At 71.7% G+C, this 25,467-nt stretch carries 23 protein-coding genes and 2 tRNA genes; 15 read left to right on the plus strand and 10 right to left on the minus strand.

What is annotated here, in order from left to right:
* Positions 1–14: 14 nt before the first annotated feature.
* From PS467_RS27025 to PS467_RS27040, 4 genes are all read left to right on the plus strand, one after another.
* A complete protein-coding gene (locus tag PS467_RS27025) occupies positions 15–644 on the plus strand; it encodes a M48 metallopeptidase family protein (protein ID WP_311037422.1) in 630 nt (209 codons plus the stop codon).
* 104 nt (positions 645–748) lie between these two features.
* On the plus strand, positions 749–2,569 hold the full coding sequence (locus PS467_RS27030) for a TerD family protein (protein ID WP_311037423.1): 1,821 nt from the start codon (positions 749–751) through the stop codon (positions 2,567–2,569).
* Between the two features lie 11 nt (positions 2,570–2,580).
* Positions 2,581–3,264 carry an AIM24 family protein gene (locus PS467_RS27035; RefSeq protein WP_268974297.1) on the plus strand — a complete coding sequence of 228 codons (684 nt, stop codon included), beginning with the start codon at positions 2,581–2,583 and terminating at the stop codon, positions 3,262–3,264.
* Between the two features lie 16 nt (positions 3,265–3,280).
* Entirely contained in the window at positions 3,281–4,039 is a 759-nt protein-coding gene (locus PS467_RS27040) for an AIM24 family protein (protein WP_311037424.1), read from the plus strand.
* 90 nt (positions 4,040–4,129) lie between these two features.
* Here PS467_RS27040 and PS467_RS27045 read toward each other — a convergent pair whose 3' ends face one another.
* Both PS467_RS27045 and PS467_RS27050 read right to left on the minus strand, forming a co-directional pair.
* On the minus strand, positions 4,130–4,657 hold the full coding sequence (locus PS467_RS27045; RefSeq protein WP_311037425.1) for an NUDIX hydrolase: 528 nt from the start codon (positions 4,655–4,657) through the stop codon (positions 4,130–4,132).
* Entirely contained in the window at positions 4,654–6,147 is a 1,494-nt protein-coding gene (locus tag PS467_RS27050; protein WP_311037426.1) for a zinc-dependent metalloprotease, read from the minus strand. Before PS467_RS27050 ends, PS467_RS27045 begins: the two co-directional genes overlap by 4 nt.
* Positions 6,148–6,338: 191 nt before the next feature.
* On the opposite strand from PS467_RS27050, the gene PS467_RS27055 reads away from it, so the two are divergent.
* The 3 genes from PS467_RS27055 to PS467_RS27070 all read left to right on the plus strand — a co-directional run bounded on the left by PS467_RS27055 (position 6,339) and on the right by PS467_RS27070 (position 9,576).
* Positions 6,339–7,448, plus strand: coding sequence for an NAD-dependent epimerase/dehydratase family protein (locus PS467_RS27055; RefSeq protein WP_268974301.1), 1,110 nt, complete (start codon positions 6,339–6,341; stop codon positions 7,446–7,448).
* A 163-nt stretch (positions 7,449–7,611) separates the two neighbouring features.
* The gene (locus tag PS467_RS27060) at positions 7,612–8,070 is read left to right on the plus strand and encodes a molybdenum cofactor biosynthesis protein MoaE (protein ID WP_432280636.1); all 459 of its coding nucleotides are present in this window, start codon (positions 7,612–7,614) and stop codon (positions 8,068–8,070) included.
* A gap of 411 nt (positions 8,071–8,481) precedes the next feature.
* Entirely contained in the window at positions 8,482–9,576 is a 1,095-nt protein-coding gene (locus PS467_RS27070) for a YlbL family protein (protein WP_268974303.1), read from the plus strand.
* Between the two features lie 33 nt (positions 9,577–9,609).
* Here PS467_RS27070 and PS467_RS27075 read toward each other — a convergent pair whose 3' ends face one another.
* Entirely contained in the window at positions 9,610–10,173 is a 564-nt protein-coding gene (locus tag PS467_RS27075; RefSeq protein ID WP_311037428.1) for a PPA1309 family protein, read from the minus strand.
* 134 nt (positions 10,174–10,307) lie between these two features.
* Here PS467_RS27075 and PS467_RS27080 point away from each other — a divergent pair, with 134 nt between their 5' ends.
* The 4 genes from PS467_RS27080 to PS467_RS27095 all read left to right on the plus strand — a co-directional run bounded on the left by PS467_RS27080 (position 10,308) and on the right by PS467_RS27095 (position 15,600).
* Positions 10,308–13,265, plus strand: coding sequence for a UPF0182 family membrane protein (locus PS467_RS27080; protein WP_311039969.1), 2,958 nt, complete (start codon positions 10,308–10,310; stop codon positions 13,263–13,265).
* A gap of 69 nt (positions 13,266–13,334) precedes the next feature.
* Positions 13,335–13,408 (plus strand) — tRNA-Met (locus tag PS467_RS27085).
* Positions 13,409–13,589: 181 nt separating this feature from the next.
* Entirely contained in the window at positions 13,590–15,422 is a 1,833-nt protein-coding gene (locus tag PS467_RS27090) for a tetratricopeptide repeat protein (RefSeq protein WP_311037429.1), read from the plus strand.
* A 101-nt stretch (positions 15,423–15,523) separates the two neighbouring features.
* Positions 15,524–15,600 (plus strand) — tRNA-Met (locus PS467_RS27095).
* Between the two features lie 130 nt (positions 15,601–15,730).
* On the opposite strand, the gene PS467_RS27100 is transcribed toward PS467_RS27095, so the two are convergent.
* Positions 15,731–16,144, minus strand: a complete 414-nt coding sequence (locus PS467_RS27100) for a Fur family transcriptional regulator (RefSeq protein ID WP_268974306.1) — start codon at positions 16,142–16,144, stop codon at positions 15,731–15,733.
* 113 nt (positions 16,145–16,257) lie between these two features.
* Between PS467_RS27100 and PS467_RS27105 the strand changes: the two genes are divergently transcribed.
* Complete coding sequence (locus tag PS467_RS27105) at positions 16,258–17,772, plus strand: catalase (protein ID WP_311037430.1); 1,515 nt, start codon at positions 16,258–16,260, stop codon at positions 17,770–17,772.
* Positions 17,773–17,888: 116 nt separating this feature from the next.
* On the opposite strand, the gene PS467_RS27110 is transcribed toward PS467_RS27105, so the two are convergent.
* Together PS467_RS27110 and hisN are read right to left on the minus strand one after the other, a co-directional pair.
* Positions 17,889–18,281 carry a CBS domain-containing protein gene (locus PS467_RS27110; RefSeq protein WP_268977115.1) on the minus strand — a complete coding sequence of 131 codons (393 nt, stop codon included), beginning with the start codon at positions 18,279–18,281 and terminating at the stop codon, positions 17,889–17,891.
* A gap of 228 nt (positions 18,282–18,509) precedes the next feature.
* On the minus strand, positions 18,510–19,304 hold the full coding sequence (gene hisN / locus PS467_RS27115; protein ID WP_268974308.1) for a histidinol-phosphatase: 795 nt from the start codon (positions 19,302–19,304) through the stop codon (positions 18,510–18,512).
* A 225-nt stretch (positions 19,305–19,529) separates the two neighbouring features.
* On the opposite strand from hisN, the gene PS467_RS27120 reads away from it, so the two are divergent.
* Positions 19,530–20,126 (plus strand): TetR/AcrR family transcriptional regulator, encoded by a 597-nt coding sequence (locus tag PS467_RS27120; protein ID WP_311037431.1) that lies wholly within the window; start codon positions 19,530–19,532, stop codon positions 20,124–20,126.
* 50 nt (positions 20,127–20,176) lie between these two features.
* Here the strand turns inward: PS467_RS27120 and PS467_RS27125 are convergent, their stop codons facing one another.
* From PS467_RS27125 to PS467_RS27140, 4 genes are all read right to left on the minus strand, one after another.
* Positions 20,177–20,500 carry a DMT family transporter gene (locus PS467_RS27125; RefSeq protein WP_065964228.1) on the minus strand — a complete coding sequence of 108 codons (324 nt, stop codon included), beginning with the start codon at positions 20,498–20,500 and terminating at the stop codon, positions 20,177–20,179.
* A 123-nt stretch (positions 20,501–20,623) separates the two neighbouring features.
* Positions 20,624–21,631: a ribosome small subunit-dependent GTPase A gene (gene rsgA, locus PS467_RS27130; protein WP_311037432.1), complete on the minus strand. Its 1,008-nt coding sequence runs from the start codon at positions 21,629–21,631 to the stop codon at positions 20,624–20,626.
* A 12-nt stretch (positions 21,632–21,643) separates the two neighbouring features.
* Positions 21,644–23,023 carry a 3-phosphoshikimate 1-carboxyvinyltransferase gene (aroA, locus tag PS467_RS27135; protein WP_311037433.1) on the minus strand — a complete coding sequence of 460 codons (1,380 nt, stop codon included), beginning with the start codon at positions 23,021–23,023 and terminating at the stop codon, positions 21,644–21,646.
* 117 nt (positions 23,024–23,140) lie between these two features.
* Positions 23,141–23,854, minus strand: a complete 714-nt coding sequence (locus tag PS467_RS27140) for a M50 family metallopeptidase (protein ID WP_311037434.1) — start codon at positions 23,852–23,854, stop codon at positions 23,141–23,143.
* 49 nt (positions 23,855–23,903) lie between these two features.
* Here PS467_RS27140 and PS467_RS27145 point away from each other — a divergent pair, with 49 nt between their 5' ends.
* Both PS467_RS27145 and PS467_RS27150 read left to right on the plus strand, forming a co-directional pair.
* Entirely contained in the window at positions 23,904–24,731 is an 828-nt protein-coding gene (locus PS467_RS27145) for an SOS response-associated peptidase (RefSeq protein ID WP_311037435.1), read from the plus strand.
* Between the two features lie 53 nt (positions 24,732–24,784).
* Positions 24,785–25,453: an alpha/beta hydrolase family protein gene (locus PS467_RS27150; RefSeq protein ID WP_311037436.1), complete on the plus strand. Its 669-nt coding sequence runs from the start codon at positions 24,785–24,787 to the stop codon at positions 25,451–25,453.
* Positions 25,454–25,467 lie beyond the last annotated feature (14 nt).

Consider the following 25,467-nt stretch of genomic DNA (forward strand, 5'->3'; position numbering starts at 1 on the left):
GGTAACGTCGGGGCGTGTCCGCCGATCCGTCCCCTCGCACCGCGGCCGAGAACCCCTCGCGCAGCGCCGCGAGCGCACCGCGCACCGTCCCGAGCCCGCCGAGCCGGGGCGCGGGCGCGAGCGCGGTCGAGGTCCGCCGGAGCACCCGGCGGCGCAGGACGGTCTCCGCCTATCGCGAGGGCGACCGCACCGTCGTCCTCATCCCCGCCCGGATGTCGGAGGCGGAGGAGCGGCGCTGGGTGAGCGTCATGCTGGAGAAGCTGGCGGCGCAGGAGAGCAAGCGGATGCTGGGCGACGCGGAGCTGGCCGCCCGCGCCGAGTGGCTCTCCGGCCAGTACCTGGACGGGCGGGCCCGGCCCGCCTCCGTCCGCTGGGTCACCAACCAGAACACCCGATGGGGGTCGTGCACCCCCGCCGAGGGCAGCATCCGGCTCTCGCACCGGCTCCAGGGCATGCCGGAGTACGTCGTGGACTACGTGCTCCTCCACGAACTGGCCCATCTGCTGGTGCCGGGGCACGGCCGGCGTTTCTGGCAGCTCCTGGAGGCGTATCCGCGGACCGAGCGGGCGCGGGGCTACCTCGAAGGGGTGGTCGCCGCCGGGCGGTTGCCGTACCTTTCCGGGGCCGGGGACGACCAGCCGTGAGGGAACCACGCCCGGCTCTCCGACGTCGCTCATAGTCGGCGGCAGCGGCTAGCCTGGCGCGACAAACGCACTCACGGTATCGGGATGGGGGACGGTCCTCACGTATGGCCAGGGAATTCCAGCGGGGCCACAAGGCCAGGATCAGTGATCTGACGGCCGGGAGGGATCTGTACGTCGGGGTGCAGATCGCCGGACCCGGCCTGAGCTTCGACATCAGCTGCTTCGGTCTCGATGCCAACGAGCGGCTGTCGGACGACCGCTACTTCATCTTCTACAACCAGCCGAAATCCCCTGAAGAAGCGATACAGCAACTCGGGGCGCAGGCCGGTGACACGGACTCGTTCCGCGTCACGCTCGACAGCATCCCGTCCACCATCCAGAAGCTCTCCTTCACCGCGACCATCGACGGCGCCGGGCAGATGTCGCAGATCGGTCCCGGCTACCTCCGGATCGTCGCGGGCGGCGAGGAGGTGGCCCGGTACTCCTTCACCGGCTCGGAGTTCAGCACCGAACGCGCGGTGATGCTGGGCGACTTCTACCTCAAGGACGTGTGGCGGTTCGCCGCCGTCGGTCAGGGCTTCGACGGCGGACTGGAGGCGCTGCTGAAGAACTTCGGCGGTGAGGTGGCCGAGGAGGAGCCCGCCCCCGCGCCCGCCCAGGGCGCCGCGCCCGGCTTCGCACCGCCCGGCCAGGCGGCTCCCGCTCCCGGCTTCGCACCCCCGGCCGCGACCGCACCCCCGGCCGCGACCGCACCCCCAGCCGCGACCGCGGCCCCGGCCGCTCCGGCCCCGCCCGCACCGCAGCCCGCCCCCGCCTTCGGCGCTCCCCAGGCAGCGCCGCCCCAGGGGCCGCCGCCTCAGGCAACACCGCCCCAGGGGCCGACGCCCCAGGGGATGCCCTCCCCGGGCACGCCTCCGCAGGGAACGCCGCACGGCACCCCGCCCCAGGGCACGCCCCCGCAGGGCGTCCAGCCGCCCGTCCCCGGCACCCCGCAGATGCACGGCGCCCCGACCATCGCCGCGCCCATGGCGCCGCCCGGCCAGGTCCCGCCGCCCGCTCCACCGGGCCAGTTCCCGGGCCAGCAGCCCCAGTTCGGCCAGCCGCCGGGCCAGACCCCGCCCGCCCCCGCGCCGTACGGCCAGCCACCCGCCCAGCCGTATCCGGGCCAGCCCGGCCCGCCCGCCCAGCCGTACCCCGGTCAGCCCGCCCCTTACGGCGGCCAGGGCCAGCCGCAGGCCATGGGCGTGCCCCAGGGCGGTGGCGCGCCCGGGGTCCAGGCCGCGCTCGCCCAGTACCGCGAGGCGCCCACCGGTCAGCGCTGGACGCCGCAGAACCCCCGGATGATGCGGGTCGACCTCGGCGTCGGCGGACAGCCCGTGCTCGCCCGCCAGGGCACGATGGTGCTCTACCAGGGCAAGGTCGACTTCAGCTACAAGGGCGCCGGCTTCCGCGGCCGGATCGTCGGCAACGCGACCGGCCAGGAGATGCAGCTGATGCGTTGCACCGGCCAGGGCCAGGTCTTCCTCGCCGAGAACGCCGCCGAACTCCACCCGATCGAGCTCCAGGGCGACGCCATCTGTGTGGCCGCCGAGAACGTGCTCGCCTTCGACGAGTCGCTGCACCACGAGGTGCGCCGGATCGAGGGCCACGGCATCCCCGGCGGCGCGCTGTTCACCCTCCAGTTCCAGGGCACCGGCACCGTCGTGGTGAAGACCGAGGGCACGCCGGTCGTCCTCCCGGTCACCCCGACCACCTTCGCCGACAGCAACGCCATCGTGGCGTGGTCCGCCGGAGCACAGGTGATCATCTCCAGCCAGGTGCGGCTGCGCCGCAGCGCCTACCCCGGACACAGCGGGGAGACCGTGAACCTCCAGTTCCGTGGTGCGCCCGGCAACTTCATCGTCGTCCAGCCCTACGAGGTCTGAGGGAGCCCGTCATGGACCAGCAAATGATCTCGGGCTTCGCCCCCGCCCCGGTCGCCGCCCGTATGGAGAACCACGGCGCCAGCATGCTCAAGGTCGCCATGCAGAGCGGCCAGGACCTCTTCGCCCGCACCGGCTCGATGGTGGCCTACGAGGGCTTCGTCCAGTACGAGCCCAACCCGCCCGCGGTACGTCAGATGGCCTCCCAGTGGCTCACCGGTGAGGGCGCCCCGCTGATGCGGTGCAGCGGCGACGGGCTGCTCTACCTCGCCGACTACGGGGCCAACGTCGTCTGCATCAACCTCAACGGCGACGCCCTGTCGGTCAACGGCACCAACCTCCTGGCCTTCGACGCGCACCTCCAGTGGGGCGTCGAACGGGTCAAGGGCATCGCCAAGTTCGCCGGGCAGGGCCTGTTCAACGTGGGCGTCTCCGGCACCGGCTGGGTCGCGCTGACCTCCCGCGGCAACCCCATCGTCGTCGACTGCGGCCGTGGCGAGGACGAGACCTATGTGGACCCGGACGCGCTCGTGGCCTGGTCCTCCGGGCTCAAGGTGAAGGGCAAGCGCAGCTTCAAGGCGTCGTCCCTGATCGGCCGGGGCAGCGGCGAGGCGTATCAGCTCGGCTTCTCCGGGCAGGGCTTCGTCGTCGTACAGCCCAGTGAGGACAGCACCGACCGGCTCCGGGCCCGGGGCTGAGGGGGAGGGACACCAGATGCAGAGCCCGCTTTTCGCCTTCACCGAGGCCCAGACGCAGGACCGCTACGCGCTCCAGAACCCGCACCTGCTGCGGGTCGCCCTGAGCGGCCATGAGGATGTGCTCGCCCGTAAGGGCAGCATGGTCGCCTATCAGGGGCTCATGGAGTTCGACGGTGAGTACCAGACGCCGGGGCAGCGCAGCGCGCGGAGCCGTTCCGGTGAGGGCCTGGACCTGATGCGCTGCTCCGGGCAGGGCACGGTCTACCTCGCCAACCTCGCCCAGCACATCCATGTGATGGACGTGGACCACGAGGGGCTGACCGTCGACAGCTCCTATGTGCTCGCGCTCGACTCCACGCTGCACTGGGAGACGATCGCGGTGGACAGCCAGTACGGGATCTCCGGATCCGGTAAGTACAACCTCAACATCTCCGGCCAGGGCAAGGTCGCGCTGATGACCTCGGGGGAGCCGCTGCTGCTCCAGATCACCCCCGACAAGTACGTCAACGTCGACGCGGACGCCATCGTCGCCTGGTCCAGCTCGCTGCGGGTCCAGATGCAGGCGCAGACGCACTCCTCGGGCGTCTGGCGGCGGCGCGGCAACACCGGCGAGGGCTGGGAGCTCAGCTTCCTCGGCCAGGGCTATGCCCTGGTGCAGCCCAGCGAGCTGCTGCCGCCGCAGAACGCGGTGATCGGGGGCGGTATGGCCGCGCAGTTCGGCATGGGCCAGCAGGGCGCCCGCGGGCAGAACCAGGGCAACATCTTCAGCAACTGACCGGGACCACCGGCGCGACGGCCGCGGACCCTCTCGGGTCCGCGGCCGCCTCGCGCTCCAGGCTCGCTCCGGTTCGCCCCGGCTCGCTCCTCAGATCAGCGCACGCGTACGCGTCACCAGGTGCCGCACCGACTCATCGGCCACGTCGGCCACCTCCGCGTAGCCGAACCAGCGCAGGTCCAGCGACTCGTCGCTGATCGCCGCCACCGCGCCGCGGGGCGCCACCGCCGCGTACTGGACGTCCAGGTGCCAGGCGCAGGGGGTGTGGTGCCGGTCGAGCCGCACCGGGCCGCCGGGGAGCAGCGTCAGCCCCTCGATCCCGGACTCCTCGGTGGCCTCGCGCAGCGCCGCGCCCGCGAGCGTGGTGTCGTCCGGCTCGCAGTGGCCGCCCATCTGGAGCCACATCCGCAGCTTCCGGTGCAGGGTGAGCAGCACGCGGTCCCGGTCCGGGTCGATCACCAGCGCGCTCGCCGTGATGTGGCCGGCCGCGCACGCCTTCCACATACCGTCCGGGTAGGCGGCCAGATGGTCGCCGTACTGCCGCCGCAGCCGCTCCTGGGCGGCGTCGGGCGCGGGCCACTCGGTGAGCACCCGCGCCGCGTCCTGGTGCAGACTCACTTCTCGCCGTCGCCCCGGTCGTCGTCCTTACGGTCCTCACGGTCCTCACGGTTCTCGCGGCTCTCGCGGTCCTCGCGCTCCTTACGGCGGCCGGGACGGTCGTGACCGTCCTTGTGGGCCGCGCCGCCCGCCGCCTCGCCGAGCATCTTGTCCAGCTCGGAGAAGTCCAGCTGCTCACGGTGGACGAAGCCGTCCGGGTCGTCGAGGTCCTGCGCCGTCGGCAGCATGTCCGGGTGCGCCCACAGCCCGTCGCGCCCCTCCAGGCCGCGCGCGTCGGTCAGGGAGGCCCACAGCCGGGAGGCGTCCCGCAGCCGGCGCGGCCGCAGCTCCAGGCCGATCAGCGTGGCGAAGGTCTGCTCGGCGGGGCCGCCGCTCGCCCGGCGCCGCCGCAGCGTCTCGCGCAGGGCGTCGGCGGACGGCAGATGCGGCTTGGCGGCGGCGTGCACCACCGCGTCCACCCAGCCCTCCACGAGGGCCAGAGCGGTCTCCAGACGGGCCAGCGCGGCCTTCTGCTCGGGGGTGTCCTCGGGCTGGAACATGCCCTGTTGCAGCGCCTCCTGGAGCTGCTCAGGGTGGGTCGGGTCCAGCTGGCCGACCGCGTCCTCGAGCTTGGCGGTGTCGACCTTGATGCCGCGGGCGTACCCCTCGACCGCGCCGAAGAGGTGCGAGCGCAGCCACGGCACATGGGCGAACAGCCGCTGATGGGCCGCCTCGCGCAGCGCCAGGTACAGCCGGACCTCCTCCTTGGGCACGCCGAGACCGGAGCCGAGCACCGCGATGTTGACCGGCAGCAGCGCCGCCTTGCCCGCCGGGCCCAGCGGCAGCCCGATGTCGGTCGAGCCGACCACCTCGCCGGCCAGCACGCCCAGGGCCTGCCCGATCTGGGTGCCGAACATGGCGCCGCCCATGGAGCGCATCATCCCGAGCAGCGGGCCGGCCATGGCCTGCATCTCCTCGGGGAGCACATCGCCCATGGCGGCACCGACCCGCTCGGCGACCGGGTCCACCAGGTCCTTCCACACCGGCAGGGTCGCCTCGACCCATTCGGCGCGGCTCCAGGCCACCGCGCTCGCGGAGCCGGAGGGCAGCGAGGTGACGCCGTCCAGCCACAGGTCCGCCAGGCGCACGGCCTCCTGGACCGCGTCCCGGTCGGTGGGGCCGACGCTCTCGTCCTTGCTGCCGTCGGCGGTGCCGCGTGCGACGGTCTGCCGGGCGATGTCCTTGGCCATGTCCCAGTTCACCGGGCCGCCCTCGTAGGAGAGCATCTGCCCCAGCTGCTGGAAGGCGGCGCCCAGGTCGCCCGGGTTCAGCGAACCGAACATCGCGGCGAACGGATTCTCCGCACCGCCGCCCGCGCCACCGGTGCCGCCGCCGAACCCGAAGGGATTCGGGGGGCCCTGCTCGCCGCCCTGGCCGCCCTTCTTCTTGCCGTCGTCGCCGTCCTCCGGCTCCTCCGGCGGGAGGCCGAATCCGAATGGGGTGTCACTCACGGGTTTCCTCGGCTCGTTGGGCCACCGGCCCTGGGCCGGTGGCGGATGCCCGACATCACCACCCAGCCTAGACACCTCGCCGGTTTCCGGGCTCGGTGCTTCGCTGATCGCCGCCCTGCGGCAGGATGGACGTCACCTGGTACGTATGCGTGCATGCGCTGCGTACTGAAGACAACCGCTGGAGACGCCCGGTGAGTTCCCCAGACCGAGAAGTTCGCGTTGCGCGAAACGATACGGCCCCTGCCGCACGACGCCCCGTCGTGGCGGTGACCGGTGCCGCCTCGGGCCCAGGTGCCCTGCTCACGCAGCGGCTCGCGGAGTCCGAAGAGGTCAAGCAGGTCCTGGCCATCGATGAACGCCGCGGTGAGGTGACCGAGGCGCAGTGGCATGTGCTGGACGTCCGCGATCCGGCCATCGCCGAGAAGCTGCGCGGCGCGGATGTGGTGGTCCACCTCGCCGTCGACCTGGACCTGGGCACCGACCCCGCCGCCCGCACCGCCTACAACGTGCGCGGCACCCAGACCGTCCTGACGGCCGCCGCGGCGGCGGGGGTGCGCCGGGTGGTGCTGTGCACCTCCGCGATGGTCTACGGGGCGCTGCCCGACAACGACGTGCCGCTCGCCGAGGACGCGGAGCTGAGGGCGACCGCCGAGGCCACCGGCGTCGGCGATCTGCTGGAGATCGAGCGGCTGGGGGAGCGTGCGCCCCGGGCGCATCCGGGGCTGAACGTGACCGTGGTGCGCCCGGCGGTCCTGGTCGGCGGCACGGACACCGCGCTCACCCGCTATTTCGAGTCACCGCGGCTGCTGGTCGTCGCCGGGTCCCGTCCCACCTGGCAGTTCTGTCATGTGGAGGACCTGGTCGGCGCCCTGGAGTACGCCGCCCTGGAGAAGGTCGAGGGCGAGCTCGCGGTCGGCTGCGAGGGCTGGCTGGAGCAGGAGGAGGTCGAGGAGCTGTCCGGCATCCGGCGCATGGAGCTGCCGTCGGCGGTCGCCCTGGGGGCCGCCTCCCGGCTGCACCGGCTCGGTCTGACGCCGTCCCCGGCCGGAGACCTCGCGTACACGATGCACCCCTGGGCGGTCAGCGGCAGCAGGCTGCACGCGGCGGGCTGGCGGCCGCGCTGGACCAACGAGGAGGTCCTGGCGGAGCTGCTGGAGGAGGTCGCGGGCCGCCATACGGTCGCCGGCCGGCGCCTGGGCCGTAAGGATGCCACGACGCTGGGCGCCGCGGGCGCGACGGTGGCCCTGGTGGGCACCGCGGCGATCGTGCGCCGCGCCCGTAAGGCGCGCCGCCGGGCCTGACGCGGCCCGGCCGGAGGGTGCACCACCTGGCTCGGCGAGGGCTCGGCGAGGGTCTGGCGGCGAGGGCCTGGCGAGGACGCGGCCGGAAGATGTTTTCCGGGATTCGATATCCGGTTGTTTCATTCATTCCACGAGGGCGGGACGGTACGGCACGATGGACGACATGGCACATGCGTACGATCACCCCGGAGAACTCGCGGCCGCCGACCCCATCCGGCTGCTGGCCGTCCGTGACACACCGCTGTCCGTGGACGAGGTGTTCGGGGCGGTGGGCGATGCGGCGGCGGGCGGCACGGCGCTGTTCGTGGGCACCGTGCGCAACCACGACGGTGGCGCGGAGGTCGGCGCCCTCGGCTACTCCGCGCATCCGACCGCCGAGGCCGAGCTGCGCCGGGTGGCCGAGAAGGTGGCGGCCGACTTCCCGGTGCGCGCGCTGGCCGCCGTGCACCGGGTGGGCGACCTGGTGATCGGCGATCTGGCCGTGGTGGTGGCCGTCTCCTGCCCGCACCGCGCGGAGGCGTTCGCCGCCTGCCGCCGGCTGATCGACGATCTCAAGCGCGAGGTCCCGATCTGGAAGCACCAGACGTTCGCCGATGGCACCGAGGAATGGGTCGGGGCGTAGTGGGCATACGGCCGCTAGGCACGGAAGGGTGTACTCCACTTGCGTAACCCGCACCCTGCCGTGAGCGTTGACGGTGCAGAGGATTAATCTGCTCATCTGTCAGTCGCGGTCCTCGCGTCGCGATGTTCCAAGGGGTCGGGAGGCTGCTGTGGGTGCGCTTCTCTGGTTGCTGATTCCGCTGTTCGCAGCGATAGCCGCGGCCATATACGCCGGCATAGCCGCCCGAGCCGGCACCCGGAAGACCGGGGGGGATGTAGCTGAACTGGCCGGATACGCCCGCTTCCGCGAGGCGATGGAGCGCCGGCCCCACGATTCGGACGCCGCGGTCTGACATCGCGCCCCCGTTCGCGCCGCCCCTCGTACGGACGGCCCCGACGGTGGACTGACGGACGCGTCCCGTACTGTCGTTCCATGCCACGCCGCACCGCGACGATGCTCGCCTCCCTTCTGATGCTGATCGCGCTGCTCTGCGCCGGAGTGCTGATCCCGGTGCCGTATGCGGAGATGTCGCCCGGACCGACGTACAACACCCTGGGTGAGCACAACGGGGAGTGCGTGCTCCAGATCTCCGGCCACAAGGGCTGTGAGACCACCGGTGGCCACCTGAACATGACCACGGTCCGCGTCACCGGCTCCGAGTACCGGATGAACCTCGTGGAGGCCGTCTACGGCTGGCTGGCGCACGATGACGTGGTCGTGCCGCACAGCACCCTCTACCCGGACGACAAGACCCCGGACGAGGTCGACCAGCAGAACGCCGAGGAGTTCACCCAGTCCCAGGAGTCCGCCAAGGTCGCGGCGCTGCGGGCGCTGAAGAAGCCGGTCACCGCGCATGTGATCGTCGGCGCCGTGCAGAAGGGCGCGCCGGCCCAGGGCAAGCTGCACGCGGGCGATGTGATCAAGTCGGTGGACGGCACGGCTGTCGGCGAGCCCGATGACGTCGCCAAGCTGGTCACCAAGCACAAGCCGGGCCAGAAGGTGGTCTTCTCGGTCGTCCCGGCCAAGGACGCGGCCGCCGCGGAGAAGCGCGGTAAGGAGCCCACCGGCGAGGAGCGCGTCACCATCACCACCACGAAGGCGGACGAGGGCGCCTCCCGCGCCATCGTGGGCATCCAGGCCGGGGTCGACTACACCTTCCCGTTCCGGATCGACATCAAGCTGGCGGATGTGGGCGGCCCCAGCGCGGGTCTGATGTTCGCGCTGGGGATCGTGGACCGGCTGTCGTCCGGGGATCTCACCGGCGGGAAGTTCATCGCGGGCACCGGCACCATCGACGACAAGGGCACGGTCGGCCCGATCGGCGGGATCGAGATGAAGACGATCGGCGCGCGCGACGCGGGCGCCCGCTTCTTCCTCACGCCGAAGGAGAACTGCGCGGCCGCCGCCAAGGACGTGCCCAGTGGGCTGCGGCTGGTGAAGGTGCACACGATCGACGACGCCCTCAAGGCGCTCGAGAAGATCCGTAAGGGGGACACCGCCGGTCTGCCGAAGTGCACGACGGACTGAGCGGCGCCCCCGTCGAGGGGTCGGTCGGGGGAGTCAGTCGGTGGCGAAGGTGGCGGCGAGCGCGTCCGCCAGGCCCGGCACCAGACCGGCCCCGGTGAGCACCTCGGTCGGGGAGTCCTTCTCCCGCAGCCGCAGGGCCGACTCACGGGTGCCGTCCCGCAGCACGGCGACGGTCATCCGGACCTCCTGACGGTCCGGGTGGTCGGCGACCCACGTGGCCAGCTCGGCCTCGTCCAGGTTCTCGGGCACAGAGCTCTCGGCGGACGGGGGCAGCATCTGCCGCTCCACGGTCAGCGCGCAGCCGGTCACGGCGTCCGGCCAGGCGATGGTGGCGAGGAACTCGTCGAGCGGGGCGCCGGAGGGCAGCTCGTCCTGCTCAATGGGGGTCAGGGGGGCGGTCTCCGCACCGTCCTCGTCAAGGCCGAGCTGGGCGGCGAGGCCGGGCTCCTCGGTGCGCAGCCGGGCGGTGTCGACGAGTGCGAAGAGCCGGGCGGGCTGGTCCCAGCCGATCCCCGAGGCGTATTCGTCGATCTCGAGGACGGCTCGGGTCAGTGGATTCGAGGCCAGCGGGCCGGAGGCGGGGGTTGCGTTGGACATGGTTCATATCGTGCCCTGTTCGGACCCGGAAACGGGAACTGAGTAAAGCCTGAGTAAGTTGCATCAGGTGGGCCCTGGAGTTCAGGGTCCCTCAATCGACAGCGAACTTCGAGGTGCGCACCTTGGCTTTCCAGATGCCGGACCGCGGCGGAGGCCCGACGGGGCCGCGGATCAGAGTCGGTCGACCGTCCCGGCGTGCCCGGACCCTGCTCATGACCCTGGGTGTGCTGGCCGTGTTGGCCATGCTCTTTGTCATGTTTGCCGGGTTTTGGACGGATTGGCTCTGGTATCGCTCACTTCATTACTCTTCCGTCTTCAGTACCACGCTGAAGACGAAGATCGGGCTGTTCTTCGTCTTCGGCGTGCTGATGGCCACGGCCGTCGGGATCAACATCTGGCTGGCGCACCGGCTGCGGCCGCCGCTCAGCGCGATGTCCATGGAGCAGCAGAGCCTGGACCGCTACCGGATGGGCATCGCCCCGTTCAAGAAGTGGGTGCTGCTCGCGGTCACCGCCCTGGTCGGGCTGATCGCCGGCGCCTCGGCGGCCGGCCAGTGGCGCATCTGGCTGCTGTGGGTCAACGGAGTGCCGTTCGGCCAGAAGGACCCGCAGTTCCACAAGGACGTGGCCTTCTACGCCTTCGATCTGCCCTGGTACCGCTTCCTGCTGAGCTTCGGCTTCGCGGCCACGGTGGTCTCGCTCATCGCCGCGGCCCTGGTGCACTACCTCTACGGGGGTCTGCGGGTCACCAGCCCCGGCGCCCGTGCGACCGCCGCCGCCACCGGCCATCTGTCGGTGCTGCTGGGTGTCTTCGTCGCGCTCAAGGCGGTGGCGTACTGGCTGGACCGCTACGGTCTCGCGGTGAAGTCCAGCGACTTCAAGGCGACGGGCAACTGGACGGGTCTGCGCTATGTGGACGCCAACGCCTATCTGCCCGCCAAGACGATCCTGTTCTGCATCGCGGCCATCTGCGCGGTGCTCTTCTTCGCGACGCTGTGGCGCCGCACCTGGCAGCTGCCGGTGATCGGCTTCGGCCTGATGGTGCTGTCGGCGATCCTCATCGGCGGGCTCTACCCGGCGATCGTGCAGAAGTTCCAGGTCCAGCCGAACGAGCAGGCCAAGGAGGCGCCGTACATCAAGAAGAACATCGAGGCCACGCGCCAGGCGTACGGCATCGATGACTCCAAGGTGGCGGACTACTCCGGCAAGAACGACAGCGAGGGCGGCGAGGCCCTCCGCAAGGCCGCCAATACGACGGCCAGTTACCGGCTGATCGACCCCAGCGTCATCTCGCCGACCTTCCAGCAGCTCCAGCAGGAGCGCAAGTACTACCAGTTCCCCTCGACGCTCGACGTCGACCGCTACAAGGGTGCCGACGGCAAGGACCAGGACACCGTCGTCGGTGTGCGCGAGCTGAACCTCAACGGCATCCCCAAGCGGAACTGGATCAACGACCACTTCACCTATACCCACGGCTACGGCATCGTGGCGGCGAAGGGCACCACGACCGATCCCAACGCGGACCCGGCCGGCTCCCCGGACTTCACCGAGTCCGGGCTGCCCACCAAGGGTTCGAGCGGCGGCGGGGTCGGCACCTACACGCAGCAGGTCTACTACGGCGAGAAGACCGATCAGTACTCGATAGTCGGCGGCCCCCAGAAGGAGCTCGACTACGAGAAGAACGGCGAGAAGACCACCAGCTACAAGGGCAAGAGCGGGGTCAGCCTGTCCAACCCGATCAACCGCGCCGCCTACGCCGTGGCGTTCGGCGAGCCCCAGATCCTCTACTCGGGCGCGATCGGCGACGGTTCGCGGATCCTGTACAACCGCACCCCCAAGGAGCGCGTGGAGAAGGTCGCCCCCTGGCTGACCATCGACGGTGACGCCTATCCGGCGGTGGTGGGCGGCCGGATCCAGTGGATCGTCGACGCCTACACCACGTCCAACGGCTATCCCTACGCCTCGCGGACGACCCTGGGTGACAGCACGGCCGACTCGCTGAGCGACGGGGACCGGTCGGTGGTCGCGCAGCAGAACAAGGTCAACTACATCCGCAACTCGGTCAAGGCGACGGTGGACGCCTACGACGGCACCGTCAAGCTCTACGAGTGGGACACCAAGGACCCGGTCCTCAAGACCTGGGAGAAGGCGTTCCCGGGCACGGTCGAGCCCAAGGAGAAGATCAGCGGCGAGCTGATGGAGCATCTGCGGTACCCGCAGGACCTGTTCAAGGTCCAGCGCGAGCTGCTGACCCGCTACCACGTCACCGACCCCAAGCAGTTCTACAGCGGCAGTGACGCCTGGCAGGTGCCGGACGACCCGACGCAGAAGGACGGGGACGCGGTACCGCCGTACTACCTCAGCATGAAGATGCCCGACCAGAAGGCGCAGACGTTCTCGCTGACGACGACCTTCACCCCCAACGGGCGTCCCAACCTGGGCGCGTTCATGTCGGTCGACGCCGATGCCAACAGCAAGGACTACGGCACGATAAGACTGCTGAAGGTCACCTCCAACGTGCCCGGTCCACAGCAGGTGCAGAGCGAGCTCAACGGTGATCCGGAGGTCGCCGAGTTCGTCCGGAACCTCAGGGGCACCGACTCCGACATCGAGTACGGCAATCTGCTCACCGTTCCGCTGGAGAAGGGCTTCCTCTACATCGAGCCGGTCTACGCCCGCGGTGGCAGCGCCAACTACCCGCTGCTGAAGAAGGTGGGCGTCTCCTACGGCAAGGAGACCGTCTTCAAGGACACCCTGGGCGAGGCCCTGGACGCCGTCTTCGGCGAGTCGTCCGAGGAGCAGCCACCGGGCGACGGCGGCCAGGAGGAACCGCCGTCGAGCACCAACCCGACGGTCAAGGAAGCCCTCAAGGACGCCCAGGACGCCTATCAGGACGCCCAGGACGCGCTCCAGAAGCAGCCGCAGGACTGGGAGGCGTACGGCAAGGCCCAGGAGGAGCTGAGGAAGGCGCTGGACCGCGCCGCCAAGGCGGAGCAGAAGGCGGCCGACACGCAGGGGCAGAAGCAGAACCAGCCACAGAGCCAGAGCGCCGGTGACGGCTCCGGCTCCGGCTCCGGCAACAAGGGCAGCTGACCCTTGCCGACCTGGGAGAACGGCCGGGCGGCCGGTCCCGCGCGTCGTGATACGGTGGTCGTAACACGACGCGGGGTGGAGCAGCTCGGTAGCTCGCTGGGCTCATAACCCAGAGGTCGCAGGTTCAAATCCTGTCCCCGCTACTGACAGACAAGGCCCGGATCCGCAAGGATCCGGGCCTTGTCGTGTGTTGTATGAGCGTCCACTCGGGGAATGCGGATACAAGCGTTTGGGTTGTCTCTCTGTGGGCATGTCGACAAAACGCTGAAGTGACCTCCTCGGCTGCGGTATACCAGGTGTACGCCGGATGCGGGTGATGCCACGATGGGATTTATGGGGGACAGGGTCAGTCTGTTGGAGACAGGGCGTTTTGCGCACACGCACGACGATGCCGAGGAGGAGACCCGGCACCGGCGCGCCGCCGAGGCCGGTGACACCGGCGCGATGAGCGCACTCGGCGCGCTGCTGCTGCGCCGCGGCGACCTCGACGGCGCCGAACCGCATCTGCGGGGCGCCACCGCGGCGGGCGACCGTGCCGCCGCCAACAACCTCGGTGTTCTGCTGCACCAGCGGGGCTACGCCGACGAGGCGGCCGGCTGGTGGCGCATCGCCGCCGTCGCCGGATCCGCCGCCGCGGCCCACGCGCTGGGCCGCCACCACCGTGAGCGGGGCGACGAGCCCGCCGCCGAGTACTGGCTGCGCCAGTCCGCCGAGTCCGGGCACACCCTGGGCGCGTACGCGCTGGGCGATCTGCTGGAGCACCGCAGCGACATCGGCGCCGAGCGCTGGTTCCGCGCGGCCGCCGAGCGCGGCCACCGCGAGGCCGCGTACCGGCTCGCCCGCATCCTCGACGACCGGGGCCCTGACGGTACCGAGGGAGCCGAGGGGACCGGCAGGGCGGGCCGGGAGGAGGCCGAGCAGTGGTACCGGCAGGCCGCCGCGCGCGGCCACCGCCGCGCCGCCCTCCACCTCGGCACGCTGCTGGAGGAGCGCGGGGAGACCAAGGAGGCCGGTCGCTGGTACCTGATGTCGGCCAAGGACGGTGAGGCCCGTGCCGCCTGCGCGCTGGGCTTCCTGCTGCGCGACGCGGGCGACACCGACAGCGCCGCCGTCTGGTGGCACCGCGCCGCCCAGGACGGCGACGGCAACGCCGCCAACGCGCTGGGCGCGCTGCACGCCGACCGGGGCGAGCCCCAGACCGCCGAGCGCTGGTACCGCGCCGCGCTCGACGCCGGGGACATCAACGGCGCCTACAACCTCGGGCTGCTCTGCGCCGAGCAGGGCCGGACCGCACAGGCCGAGCAGTGGTACCGCCGCGCCGCCTACGCGGGCCACCGCGAGGCCGCCAACGCGGTCGCCGTGCTGCTGCTCCAGCGCGGCGACGCGGCGGGCGCCGAGCCGTGGTTCTCCAAGGCGGCCGAGTCGGGCAGCGTCGATGCCGCGTTCAACCTGGGCATCCTGTACGCGGGCCGGGGCGAGGAGCGGGCGGCCCGGCAGTGGTACGAGCGGGCCGCCGCCGACGGGCACACCGAGGCCGCGTTGCAGGTCGGTCTCGCCCTCCAGCGGGAGGGCGACCTCCAGAGCGCCGAGCGCCATCTGCGCTGCGCCGCGGGGGGCGGCAGCGCCGAGGGCGCCTTCCGGCTGGCCGCGCTGCTGGACCGCTCGTCGGTCGGTGGCGATCCGGCGACCGGCACCGGCTTCGGCTCGTCCGGGACGCGCTTCCCGATCCCGCCGCCGGACGACGGCTCCGGGCCGCATGTCTCCGAGTACGAGGAGTGGTACGAGCGCGCCGCGCGCCAGGGTCACCGGCGGGCCCAGGTGCGCGTGGGCATGTTCGCGGCCGCGCGCGGCGATGTGGTCGAGGCCGCGCGCTGGTACCGCGCGGCGGCCGAGGCGGGCAGCAGCAACGGCGCCTTCAACCTGGGGCTGCTGCTGGCCCGGGAGGGCAGCGAGCCGGAGGCCGCCCTGTGGTGGACACGCGCCGCCGAGGCCGGGCACGGCCGGGCCGCGCTGCGGCTCGCGCTGCTCGCGGCCCGGCGCGGCGCCCTCGCCGAGGGGCAGCGGTGGTGTGCGCGGGCGGTCGAGCTGGGCCCCGCGGAGGTCGCCGAGCGCGCGGCACGGCTGTGGGACGCGCTCCAGCAGGAGCTCACGGCGTAGCGCTCCGGGCCGGATCCCCGGCCCGGAGCCACCGGCGGGCGTCCCGCCGGTAACCGGTTTGCTCGTGTCGTCCGCCCCGGGTTAAGGTTGGTGCACACCGACGCGGGGTGGAGCAGCTCGGTAGCTCGCTGGGCTCATAACCCAGAGGTCGCAGGTTCAAATCCTGTCCCCGCTACCACGGCGAAGGCCCGGATCCTCAGGGATCCGGGCCTTTCGTCTGTCGCTTCTGCCGTGGTCCTGACCGTTCTGCTTGTGCCGCTCGTCCTGCTTGTCGCGCTCGTCCGGTCCCGGGGCCGTCGCGCCGTTCCTCAGGCCGCGCAGTCGGGGCACAGCCCCCGGTAGGTCACCTCGACCGCGGAGATCGCGAAGCCGAAGCGCTCCTGTGCGGGCAGGTCGGCGAGCGGGTCGCCGGACGGGTGGACATCACGGATCATGCCGCAGCGCGCGCACACCAGGTGCTGATGCGCGTGATGGGCGTTGGGGTCGTAGCGCTTGGCTCTGCCGTCCGTACTGACTTCGACCACCTCGCCGAGCGAGACGAGCTCGCCGAGGGTGTTGTAGACGGTCGCGCGGGAAATCTCGGGCAGCCGCTCGGCCGCCCGTGCGTGGACTTCGTCGGCGGTGTAGTGCACGTGGTCCCCGTCGAGGACCTCGGCGACGACACGCCGCTGCGCCGTCAGCCTCCAGCCACGTCCCCTGAGCCGTTCCAGCAGGTCACTCATGCCATTCACCTATCAGTCAGATAAGGACAAGGGTAGCAGCGGGTGAGTCCTTGACCAGATCAGGTATCACTCTCCAACGCTTCTTGACTTAGACAATGTCCAATGTAGGATCGATGCCAGCCCCAGACCAGGGACAGAATGCGAGTACGCAGGAGGCGCACGTGACGGTCCAGGACAACATCACTGGTCCGCTGACCACGGAGTCCGGGGCTCCGGTGGCGGACAACCAGAACAGCGAGACGGCGGGCGCCGGCGGTCCGGTCCTCATCCAGGACCAGCACCTGATCGAGAAGCTCGCCCACTTCAACCGCGAGCGGATCCCGGAGCGGGTCGTGCACGCACGGGGCGCCGGTGCGTACGGCACCTTCACCGTGACCGCGGACGTGACGAAGTACACCCGCGCGGCGTTCCTCTCCGAGGTCGGCAAGCAGACCGAGACGTTCCTGCGCTTCTCGACGGTGGCCGGCAACCTCGGCGCGGCGGACGCGGTGCGCGATCCGCGCGGTTTCGCGCTGAAGTTCTACACCGAGGACGGCAACTACGACCTCGTCGGGAACAACACCCCGGTGTTCTTCATCAAGGACGCCATCAAGTTCCCCGACTTCATCCACACCCAGAAGCGCGACCCGTACACCGGCTCGCAGGAGGCGGACAACGTCTGGGACTTCTGGGGGCTCTCGCCCGAGTCCACCCACCAGGTGACCTGGCTGTTCGGCGACCGCGGCATCCCCGCCTCGTACCGCCACATGGACGGCTTCGGTTCGCACACCTACCAGTGGAACAACGCCGCGGGCGAGGTCTTCTGGGTGAAGTACCACTTCAAGACCGACCAGGGGATCAAGAACCTCACCACCGCCGAGGCGGCCGAGACCGCGGGTCTGGACCCGGACAGCCACCAGCGCGATCTGCGCGAGGCCATCGAGCGCGGTGACTTCCCGACCTGGACCGTGCAGGTGCAGATCATGCCGGCGGCCGAGGCGGCGAACTACCGCTTCAACCCGTTCGACCTGACCAAGGTCTGGCCGCACGCGGACTACCCGCCGATCGAGATCGGCAAGCTGGAGCTCAACCGCAACCCGCGGAACATCTTCGCCGAGGTCGAGCAGTCGATCTTCTCGCCGGCGCACTTCGTGCCGGGCATCGGCCCGTCCCCGGACAAGATGCTCCAGGGCCGCCTCTTCGCGTACGGCGACGCGCACCGCTACCGCGTCGGCATCAACGCCGACCACCTGCCGGTGAACCGTCCGCACGCGGCCGAGGCACGCACCCACGCCCGGGACGGCTTCCTGTACGACGGCCGGCACGCGGGTGCCAAGAACTACGAGCCCAACAGCTTCGGCGGTCCGGCGCAGACCGACCGGCCGCTGTGGCAGCCGTCCTCGGTCTCCGGTCTGACCGGTGACCACGAGGCGCCCTCGCACGCCGAGGACGACGACTTCGTCCAGGCGGGCAACCTCTACCGGCTGATGTCGGAGGAGGAGAAGGAGCGCCTGATCGAGAACCTGGCGCAGAACATCGCCAAGGTCTCCCGCGACGACATCGCACAGCGGGCGATCGAGAACTTCCGCAAGGCGGACGCCGACTACGGCAAGCGGCTGGAGGCCGCGGTCCAGGCCCTGCGCGGCTGACGGACGCCTGCCGTACCCACCGGAGAGGCCGGACGCCACTGGGCTCCGGCCTCTCCGCGTGCCGGGTGCCGGGTGCCGGGCGCCGCGTGCCGGGCGCGGTGTGCCCGGGGGGTGCCTCAGGCCGGTACCGGCTCGGGCGCCGGGGCCCAGCAGCGGATGATGTCGCGCACCGACACCACTCCGACCGGGTCGCCCGCGTCGAGGACGATCAGATGGCGGAAGCCGCCCTGGGTCATCGTGCGGGCCGCCTCGTCCAGCGTCCACCCGGGGGCGGCGAAGACGACGTCGGCGGTGGTGTGGGCGTGCGCGGTCTCCTGGTCCGGGTCCTGGCCCGCCCCCAGGGAGTTGAGGATGTCGCGCTCGGTGAGAATCCCCAGGCCGCTGGTGTCGGGATCGAGCACGATGGCCGATCCGACCCGGCGTGCGGACATCAGCCGGGCGGCCTGACGGAGCGTATGGGCCGGGCCGATGGTGAGGACCACCGAGCTCATGGCGTCACGGACGTGCATGGGCATGGATGGAGCCACCTCCTTGGGGAATCCATTCGCGAATGCCCGGCGCCGGAGGCGCCTGTGAATGGATGCACAAGTTCACAAGGTCGTGGATTCTCATGTTCACATGCCTGGGAAGGGGCAACAAGGGCGCGCGGAAGCCGATCTGCCGCTCAGCGCGCCCCGCGCTTCGGTTCCCACTCCGGTTCGCGCCCGGTGATCCTCGGCGCCGCCTTGAGGGCCCCTTCAGGACCGCAGATAGTCCAGCATCGCCCCGTGCAGCAGCCCGTTGGACGCCGCCGCGTCGCCGCTGTTCGGACCCGGTACGCCGTCGAGTCCGGTGAAGCGGCCGCCCGCCTCCTGGACGATCACCGCGTTGGCCGCCATGTCCCACAGCGACAGTTCCGGTTCGGCGCAGATGTCCACCGAGCCCTCGGCCACCATCATGTACGGCCAGAAGTCGCCGTAGCCCCGGGTGCGCCAGCAGGCGCGGGTCAGATCGAGGAAGCCGTCCAGCTTGCCGCGCTCCTCCCAGCCGCTGAGCGAGGAGTAGGCGAACGACGCGTCGGAGAGCCGGCTCACCCGCGAGACCGCCAGCCGGGTCGCGGACGACAGGCTGCGCCCGGCGTACGCCCCCAGCCCCTCGGCGGCCCACCAGCGGCGCCCCAGCGCCGGTGCGGAGACCACCCCGACCACCGGCCGGTCACCGCCCTCGCCGCGCTCCATGAGGGCGATCAGGGTGGCCCAGACGGGGACCCCGCGCACATAGTTCTTGGTGCCGTCGATCGGGTCGACCACCCAGCGCCGCGGACCGCTGCCCTCGCTGCCGAACTCCTCGCCCAGCACCGCGTCACGCGGCCGGGCGCGCTGGAGGGAGCTGCGGATCAGCTCCTCGGCCGCCTTGTCGGCTTCGCTCACCGGCGTCATATCGGGTTTTGTCTCGACCTTGAGGTCGAGCGCCTTGAACCGCTCCATGGTGGCCGAGTCGGCGGCGTCGGCGAGGACGTGGGCGAGGCGCAGGTCATCGTGGTAGTCGGGCATGGCCGAACAGTATCGAGACACGGCGCGGCGGAGCCACGCGACTCCGCATGACCTGGGTCCCGGGCCGGATGACCAGTGCTCCGGGCCGGATGACCAGGGCCTCGGACCGGGCGGGTCGGCCCGCGCGGGGCTGTCGACCGGGCTCTTGACTTCATCTGGCGGTCCGTCAATTCTGTCGGGCACATGCCCGGCCGGGAGGCGACGATGGCCGCTCTGGAGGCGACGATGCCCACAGCGCGTGAATCCTTACTCGACGCGGCCTTCGCCGCCCTTGAGGGCCGTCCGTGGCCGAGGGTCACGATGGCCGAGGTCGCGGCGGCGGCCGGGGTCTCCCGGCAGACCCTCTACAACGAGTTCGGCAGCAAGGAGGGCCTCGCCCGCGCCCTGGTGCGGCGCGAGGCCGACGCGTATCTGCGCGGGGTCGAGCGGGCGCTGACCGGGGCGCCCGGCGCGGTGGCGCCCAGGGAGCGGCTGGCCGCCGCGGCGGTGTGGACGGTCCGCTCGGCGACCGAGAACCCGCTGGTGCGGGCGGTGCTCACGGGCTGCTGGAACGACCGGCTGCCGATGCCCATGACGCCCGTGACGCCCGTAAGGACGGCACCGTCCGGGAGGGCAGCGTCGTCCGGGCCGCTGCCCGCGCCGGGCGAGCTGCTCGGCCAGGCGCGGGACCGGGCGGTGCGGCTGCTGGCGAGCGACTGGCCGACCGGTGCGGTGGAGCTGCCGCTGGCCTGTGAGGCGGTCGCCAGGCTGGCCCTGTCGTACGTGGTGGCGCCCGCCCCGGCGGCGGATGTGGCCCATATGGTGCGCACGGTGCTGGCCTGAGCGCACCGAAGCCGGCGGCTCGCCGCCGAAGCCGTGGCGGCCAGGGCTGGTCAGTGGGCCGAGCCGGAGAGCTGGAGCCCTATCACGCCGACGATCACCAGGGTGATGGAGACGATCTTGAGGGTGGAGACGAGATCGCCCAGGAAGACCATGCCGTAGATGGCGGTCCCGGCGGCTCCGATGCCCGTCCACACCGCGTACGCGGGTCCCACGTCGAGCTTCTTCAGGGACAGTGTCAGCAGCCCGAAGCTGCCGAGCGCGAACGCGCAGAACGCGATCGTCGGCCAGAGGCGGGTGAAGCCGTGCGAGAGCTTGAGACAGACGGCGAAGCCCGTCTCGAGGAGCCCGGCGACCACGACCAGCAGCCACGCCATACGATGCCCTCCCGTACCGCCGTCGGCTGCCTTCGTCCGGGCGTACCCGGTCGCCTTGGATCCGCCTTGGATCACTTGATGCGATTATCCATTTACCGCCCGGGGTGGACGGCAAACACTCGCCTAGTCGCCCTCCCGCCGCTCCCGCGTGGCCAGCAGCCGCCGCAGGGAGTACAGCCGGGCCGGTTCGGCGTGGCCGTCGGCCACCCACTGGTCCAGCGCGCAGTCCGGCTCGTCGTGGCTACAGGCGCGCGGACAGCCCTCGGTGCCCGGCTCCAGGTCCGGGAAGGCGTGGATGACCCGCGCCGGGTCCACATGGTGCAGGCCGAAGGACCGTACGCCCGGGGTGTCGATCACCCACCCCTTGTCGTCCGGCAGGGGGAGCGCGAGCGCGGAGGTGGTGGTGTGGCGGCCGCGGCCGGTGACCGCGTTCACCCGGCCGGTGGCCCGCTGGCGGTCCGGGACCAGCGCGTTCACCAGCGTCGTCTTGCCGACGCCCGAATGGCCGACGAAGACGGTGACCCGGTCCGCCAGCCGCTCCCGCACCCGGTCGGCGGCGTCGCCGTCGGCCAGCTCGTCACGGCTGGTGACGACGTAGGGGATGCCGAGCGACTCGTAGGTCTTCAGTAGCTCCTCGGCGGGCGCCAGATCGGACTTGGTGAGCACCAGCAGCGGCTCCAGGTCCGCGTCGAAGGCGGCCACCAGGCACCGGTCGATCAGGCGCGGACGCGGTTCCGGGTCGGCCAGGGCGGTCACGATCGCGAGCTGGTCGGCGTTGGCGACCACGACCCGCTCGTACGGGTCGTCGTCATCGGCGGTCCGGCGCAGCACGGAGGAGCGCTCATGGACCCGTACGATCCGGGCGAGCGTGTCCTTGGCGCCGGAGAGATCGCCGACGACCGCGACCCGGTCGCCGACCACGACGCCCTTACGGCCGAGTTCGCGGGCCTTCATGGCGGTGATGGTGCGGTCCTCGACCAGGACCGTGAGCCGGCCGCGGTCGACCGTCAGCACGAAACCCTCGGCGGCGTCCTCGTGCTTGGGGCGGATGCTGGTACGCGGCCGGTTGCCCCTGCGGTTGGGGCGGATCCGTACGTCGTCCTCGTCGGTGTGCTTGCCGTAGCGGCGCATGGGTCCAGGCTCTCAGGATCTCCGCGCCGAGGTCGTCGTCGCGTCGAGCATGCCGGACCACAGGCCGGGGAAGTCGGGGAGGGTCTTGGCGGTGGTCGCCACGTTCTCGACCAGCACGCCGTCGACGGCCAGGCCGAGTACGGCGGCGGCGGTGGCCAGTCGGTGGTCCTCGTAGGTGTGGAAGATCCCGCCGTGCAGCGGGCGCGGGCGGATCCGCAGTCCGTCCTCGGTCTCGGTGACCTCCCCGCCGAGTTCGTTGATCTCCTTGGCGAGGGCGGCGAGCCGGTCGGTCTCGTGCAGCCGCAGATGCGCGATGCCGCGCAGCACCGACTCGGAGTCGGCCAGCGCCGCGACCGCCGCGATCACCGGGGTCAGCTCGCCGACCTCGTGCAGATCGGCGTCGATCCCGGTGATCCGGCCGGTACCGGTGAAGGTCAGGCCGGTGTCGGTGAGCTCGCAGGAGCCGCCCATCTCGGTGAAGATCCGGCGCAGTTCGTCCCCGGGCTGGGTGGTGCGCTCCGGCCAGTCCGGGATGGTCACCCGGCCGCCGGTGACCAGGGCGGCGGCCAGGAACGGCGCCGCGTTGGACAGATCGGGTTCGACGACCAGGTCGCGGCCGAGCAGCGCGCTCGGCGCCACCCGCCACACTCCCTGCTCGCCGCCGGCCTCCGGGGTGTCCACCCGCGCGCCCGCCGCGCGCAGCATGTCGACGGTCATCCGGATGTGCGGCAGGGAGGGCAGCGCGGCGCCGATGTGGCGCACCTCGACGCCCTGGTTGAAGCGCGGCGCGGACAGCAGCAGCGCGCTCACGAACTGGGAGGACGACGAGGCGTCGATCCGGACCGGGCCGCCGTCCAGCGCCCCGCCGCCGTGCACGGTCATCGGCAGCGCGCCACGGCCGTCGTCGTCGATCCGGGCGCCGAGGGCGCGCAGCGCGTCGATCACGCCGTGCAGCGGACGCTCATGGGAGCGGGGGTCGCCGTCGAAGTGGACGGGCCCGTCGGCCAGCGCGGCGACCGGCGGCAGGAAGCGCATCACGGTGCCGGCGTTGCCGACGTCGATGGTGGCCGGGCCGTGCAGCCCGGCCGGGATGACCCGCCAGGCCTCGCCGCCGCCGGAGGGGCCGCTCGAGCCGAGGGCGCCGCCGTCGGACACCGTCTCCTCGATGCCGACCCCCATGGCGCGCAGCGCGGCGGCCATCAGGAGGGTGTCGCGGGAGCGGAGCGGGCGGCGCAGCCAGCCGGGCTCGGCGGCGAGCGCGGCCAGGATCAGACCGCGGTTGGTAACCGACTTGGATCCGGGCACGGTGACGGTCGCGTCCACCGCTCCGTCGGCGGTCGGAGCGGGCCAGAGGGCGGTGTGGTCGCCCGGGGAGGTCTCAATGCCGGTCATGGGTCTCACTTTAGTGGTTCGCCCAGAGTGCCAATCCTGATCGAAAGTGGCGAAACCCAGTCGAAACACGGCGCTGGTACAAGGCGCCGAAAGTGGCGCGCCGGGGGGACGTACGGGTCACAGCCCCAGCAGCCAGCGGCCCCCGGCGAGCAGCGAACACAGCGAGACGGCGTGGAAGAGCAGCAGCCAGGCGCCGGCCGGAATGCCCGTCAGCCGGGCGAGCTGGTCGGGGTCGGAGTCGTACGCGCCCCCGTGCCGGCGCTTGCGCTGGAGCTCGAAGGGCGGGCGCACGCCCCCCAGGAGGAGGAACCAGACCACGGCATACGCGAACCCCGCCTGGACGTCGGGTCCGGTCAGCCAGGAGACGAGGAGGAAGGCGCCGCCGCTGATGACGACCGTAAGGACGCCATAGGCGTTGCGGATCATCACCAGCATCGCGGCCAGCAGCGCCGTCGTCCCCCACAGCAGCAAGGTGATGTGGTCCGCCGCCAGCAGCCAGGCGCCGCCGAGGCCGAGCAGCGACGGGGCGGTGTAGCCGGACGCCGCGGTGAGGATCATGCCCAGGCCGGTGGGCTTGCCGCGGGAGACGGTCAGCCCCGAGGTGTCCGAGTGCAGCCGTATGCCGTCCAGCCGCCGCCCGCTGAGCAGGGCGACCAGGCCGTGGCCGCCCTCGTGGGCGATGGTGATCGCATTACGGGCTATGCGCCAGGCGGTGCGGAAGACGACGACCGCGAGCGCGACGATCCCGGTGGAGACGACCAGCCAGGTGGTGGGGTCGGGCTGGGCGCCGGTCACCCGGTCCCACAGGTCGGCGGCGTTCGTTGCGTCCATGTGCGGGCGGCTCCTCGGATCGGGTAGGGGTCGTGGCAGTGTGGCACCTATGTGCGGTCGATACGCAGCGAGCCGGAGGCCGGAGGATCTCGTCGGGCTCTTCGGAGTGCAGAAGTGGGAGCCGGAGGAGACTCTGGCGCCCGACTGGAACGTGGCGCCCACCAAGGACGTGTACGCGGTGCTCGAACGTCCGCTTCGCAATGGACCGGACGCCGACGAGCCGCGCCCGGTTCGCCAGCTGAGGGCGCTGAAGTGGGGCCTCGTGCCGTCCTGGGCCAAGTCGCCCGAGGGCGGGGCCAAGATGATCAACGCACGGGCCGAGACCGTGCACGAGAAGCCCTCTTACCGGCGCCCCTTCGCCTCACGGCGGTGCATCCTGCCCGCCGACGGCTACTACGAGTGGGTCACCGGGGCGGGGGAGCGGCAGCTGGAGGAGAAGGGCAGGCGCAAGCGGCCCCGCAAGCAGCCGTACTTCGTGACGCCGGTGGACGGTTCGGTGATGGCCATGGCCGGGCTGTACGAGTTCTGGCGGGACCGGACGCTGCCGGACGAGCACCCCCGGGCGTGGTGGGTGACCTGCACGGTGATCACGACCGAGGCGGACAAGGAGCCCTTCGGCGGCGTGGCCCGGGAGGAGGGGCCGCGGTCGCTCGCCGAGATCCACCCGCGGATGCCGCTGGTCCTCACCGAGGACCGCTGGGCCTCCTGGCTGGACCCTGCCCGCACCGACATCGGCGATCTGCTGCCGCTGCTGGCCCCGCCGCCCTCCGGGCTGCTGCGGGCGTACCCGGTCGCGACCGGGGTGAGTGATGTCCGTAACAACGGCCCCGAGCTGCTGAAGGAGCTCGAGGCCCCGGAGGAGGGCACGCTGTTCTGATGGCCGCGAAGAAGACGGAAACGACGGGAACGGCGAAAACGACGGGAACTCCGATGGCGGCGCGGCGGACGGAGCCGCCCCGGGTGACGACCGAGACGGTGCCGACCCCGGCCGGGGACGCCCGGATCACCTGGCACCACGCCCCCGGCGCCGATGCCCTGCTCGCCGCGAGCCACGGCGCCGGCGGGGGCATCGAGGCGCGGGACCTGCGCGCGCTGGCCGAAGCGCTCCCCGGGCGCGGGGTGAGCGTCGCGCTGGTCGAGCAGCCGTGGCGGGTGGCGGGCAAGAAGGTCGCGCCCGCGCCCTCGACCCTCGACACCGGATGGCGCGCCGTGTGGCCCGCGCTGGAGAAGGCCGGGCTGCCGATCGTGGCGGGCGGCCGCAGCGCCGGGGCGCGGGTGGCCTGTCGCACCGCCCGGGAGCTGGGCGCCAAGGCCGTACTGGCGCTGTCGTTCCCGCTGCACCCACCGGGCAAGCCGGAGCGGTCCCGGGTCGGGGAGCTGCTGGACGCGGGGGTGCCGACGCTGATCGTCCAGGGCGGCCGGGACCCCTTCGGGCGGCCGGAGGAGTTCCCCGAGCTGCCCGCGGCCATGGAGCTCGTCGAGGTGCCGTACGGCGATCACGGCTTCGGTCTGCCGAAGTCGGCGGAGCTGGATGAGCCCGCCGCGCTCGCCTTGATCACCGGCGCGGTCGCCGACTGGCTGCCGCGCGCCCTGGGCTGATCCGCACGGGCCGC

Origin of the sequence: Streptomyces luomodiensis (assembly GCF_031679605.1) — a bacterium.
In the GTDB taxonomy this organism is placed as follows: domain Bacteria; phylum Actinomycetota; class Actinomycetes; order Streptomycetales; family Streptomycetaceae; genus Streptomyces; species Streptomyces luomodiensis.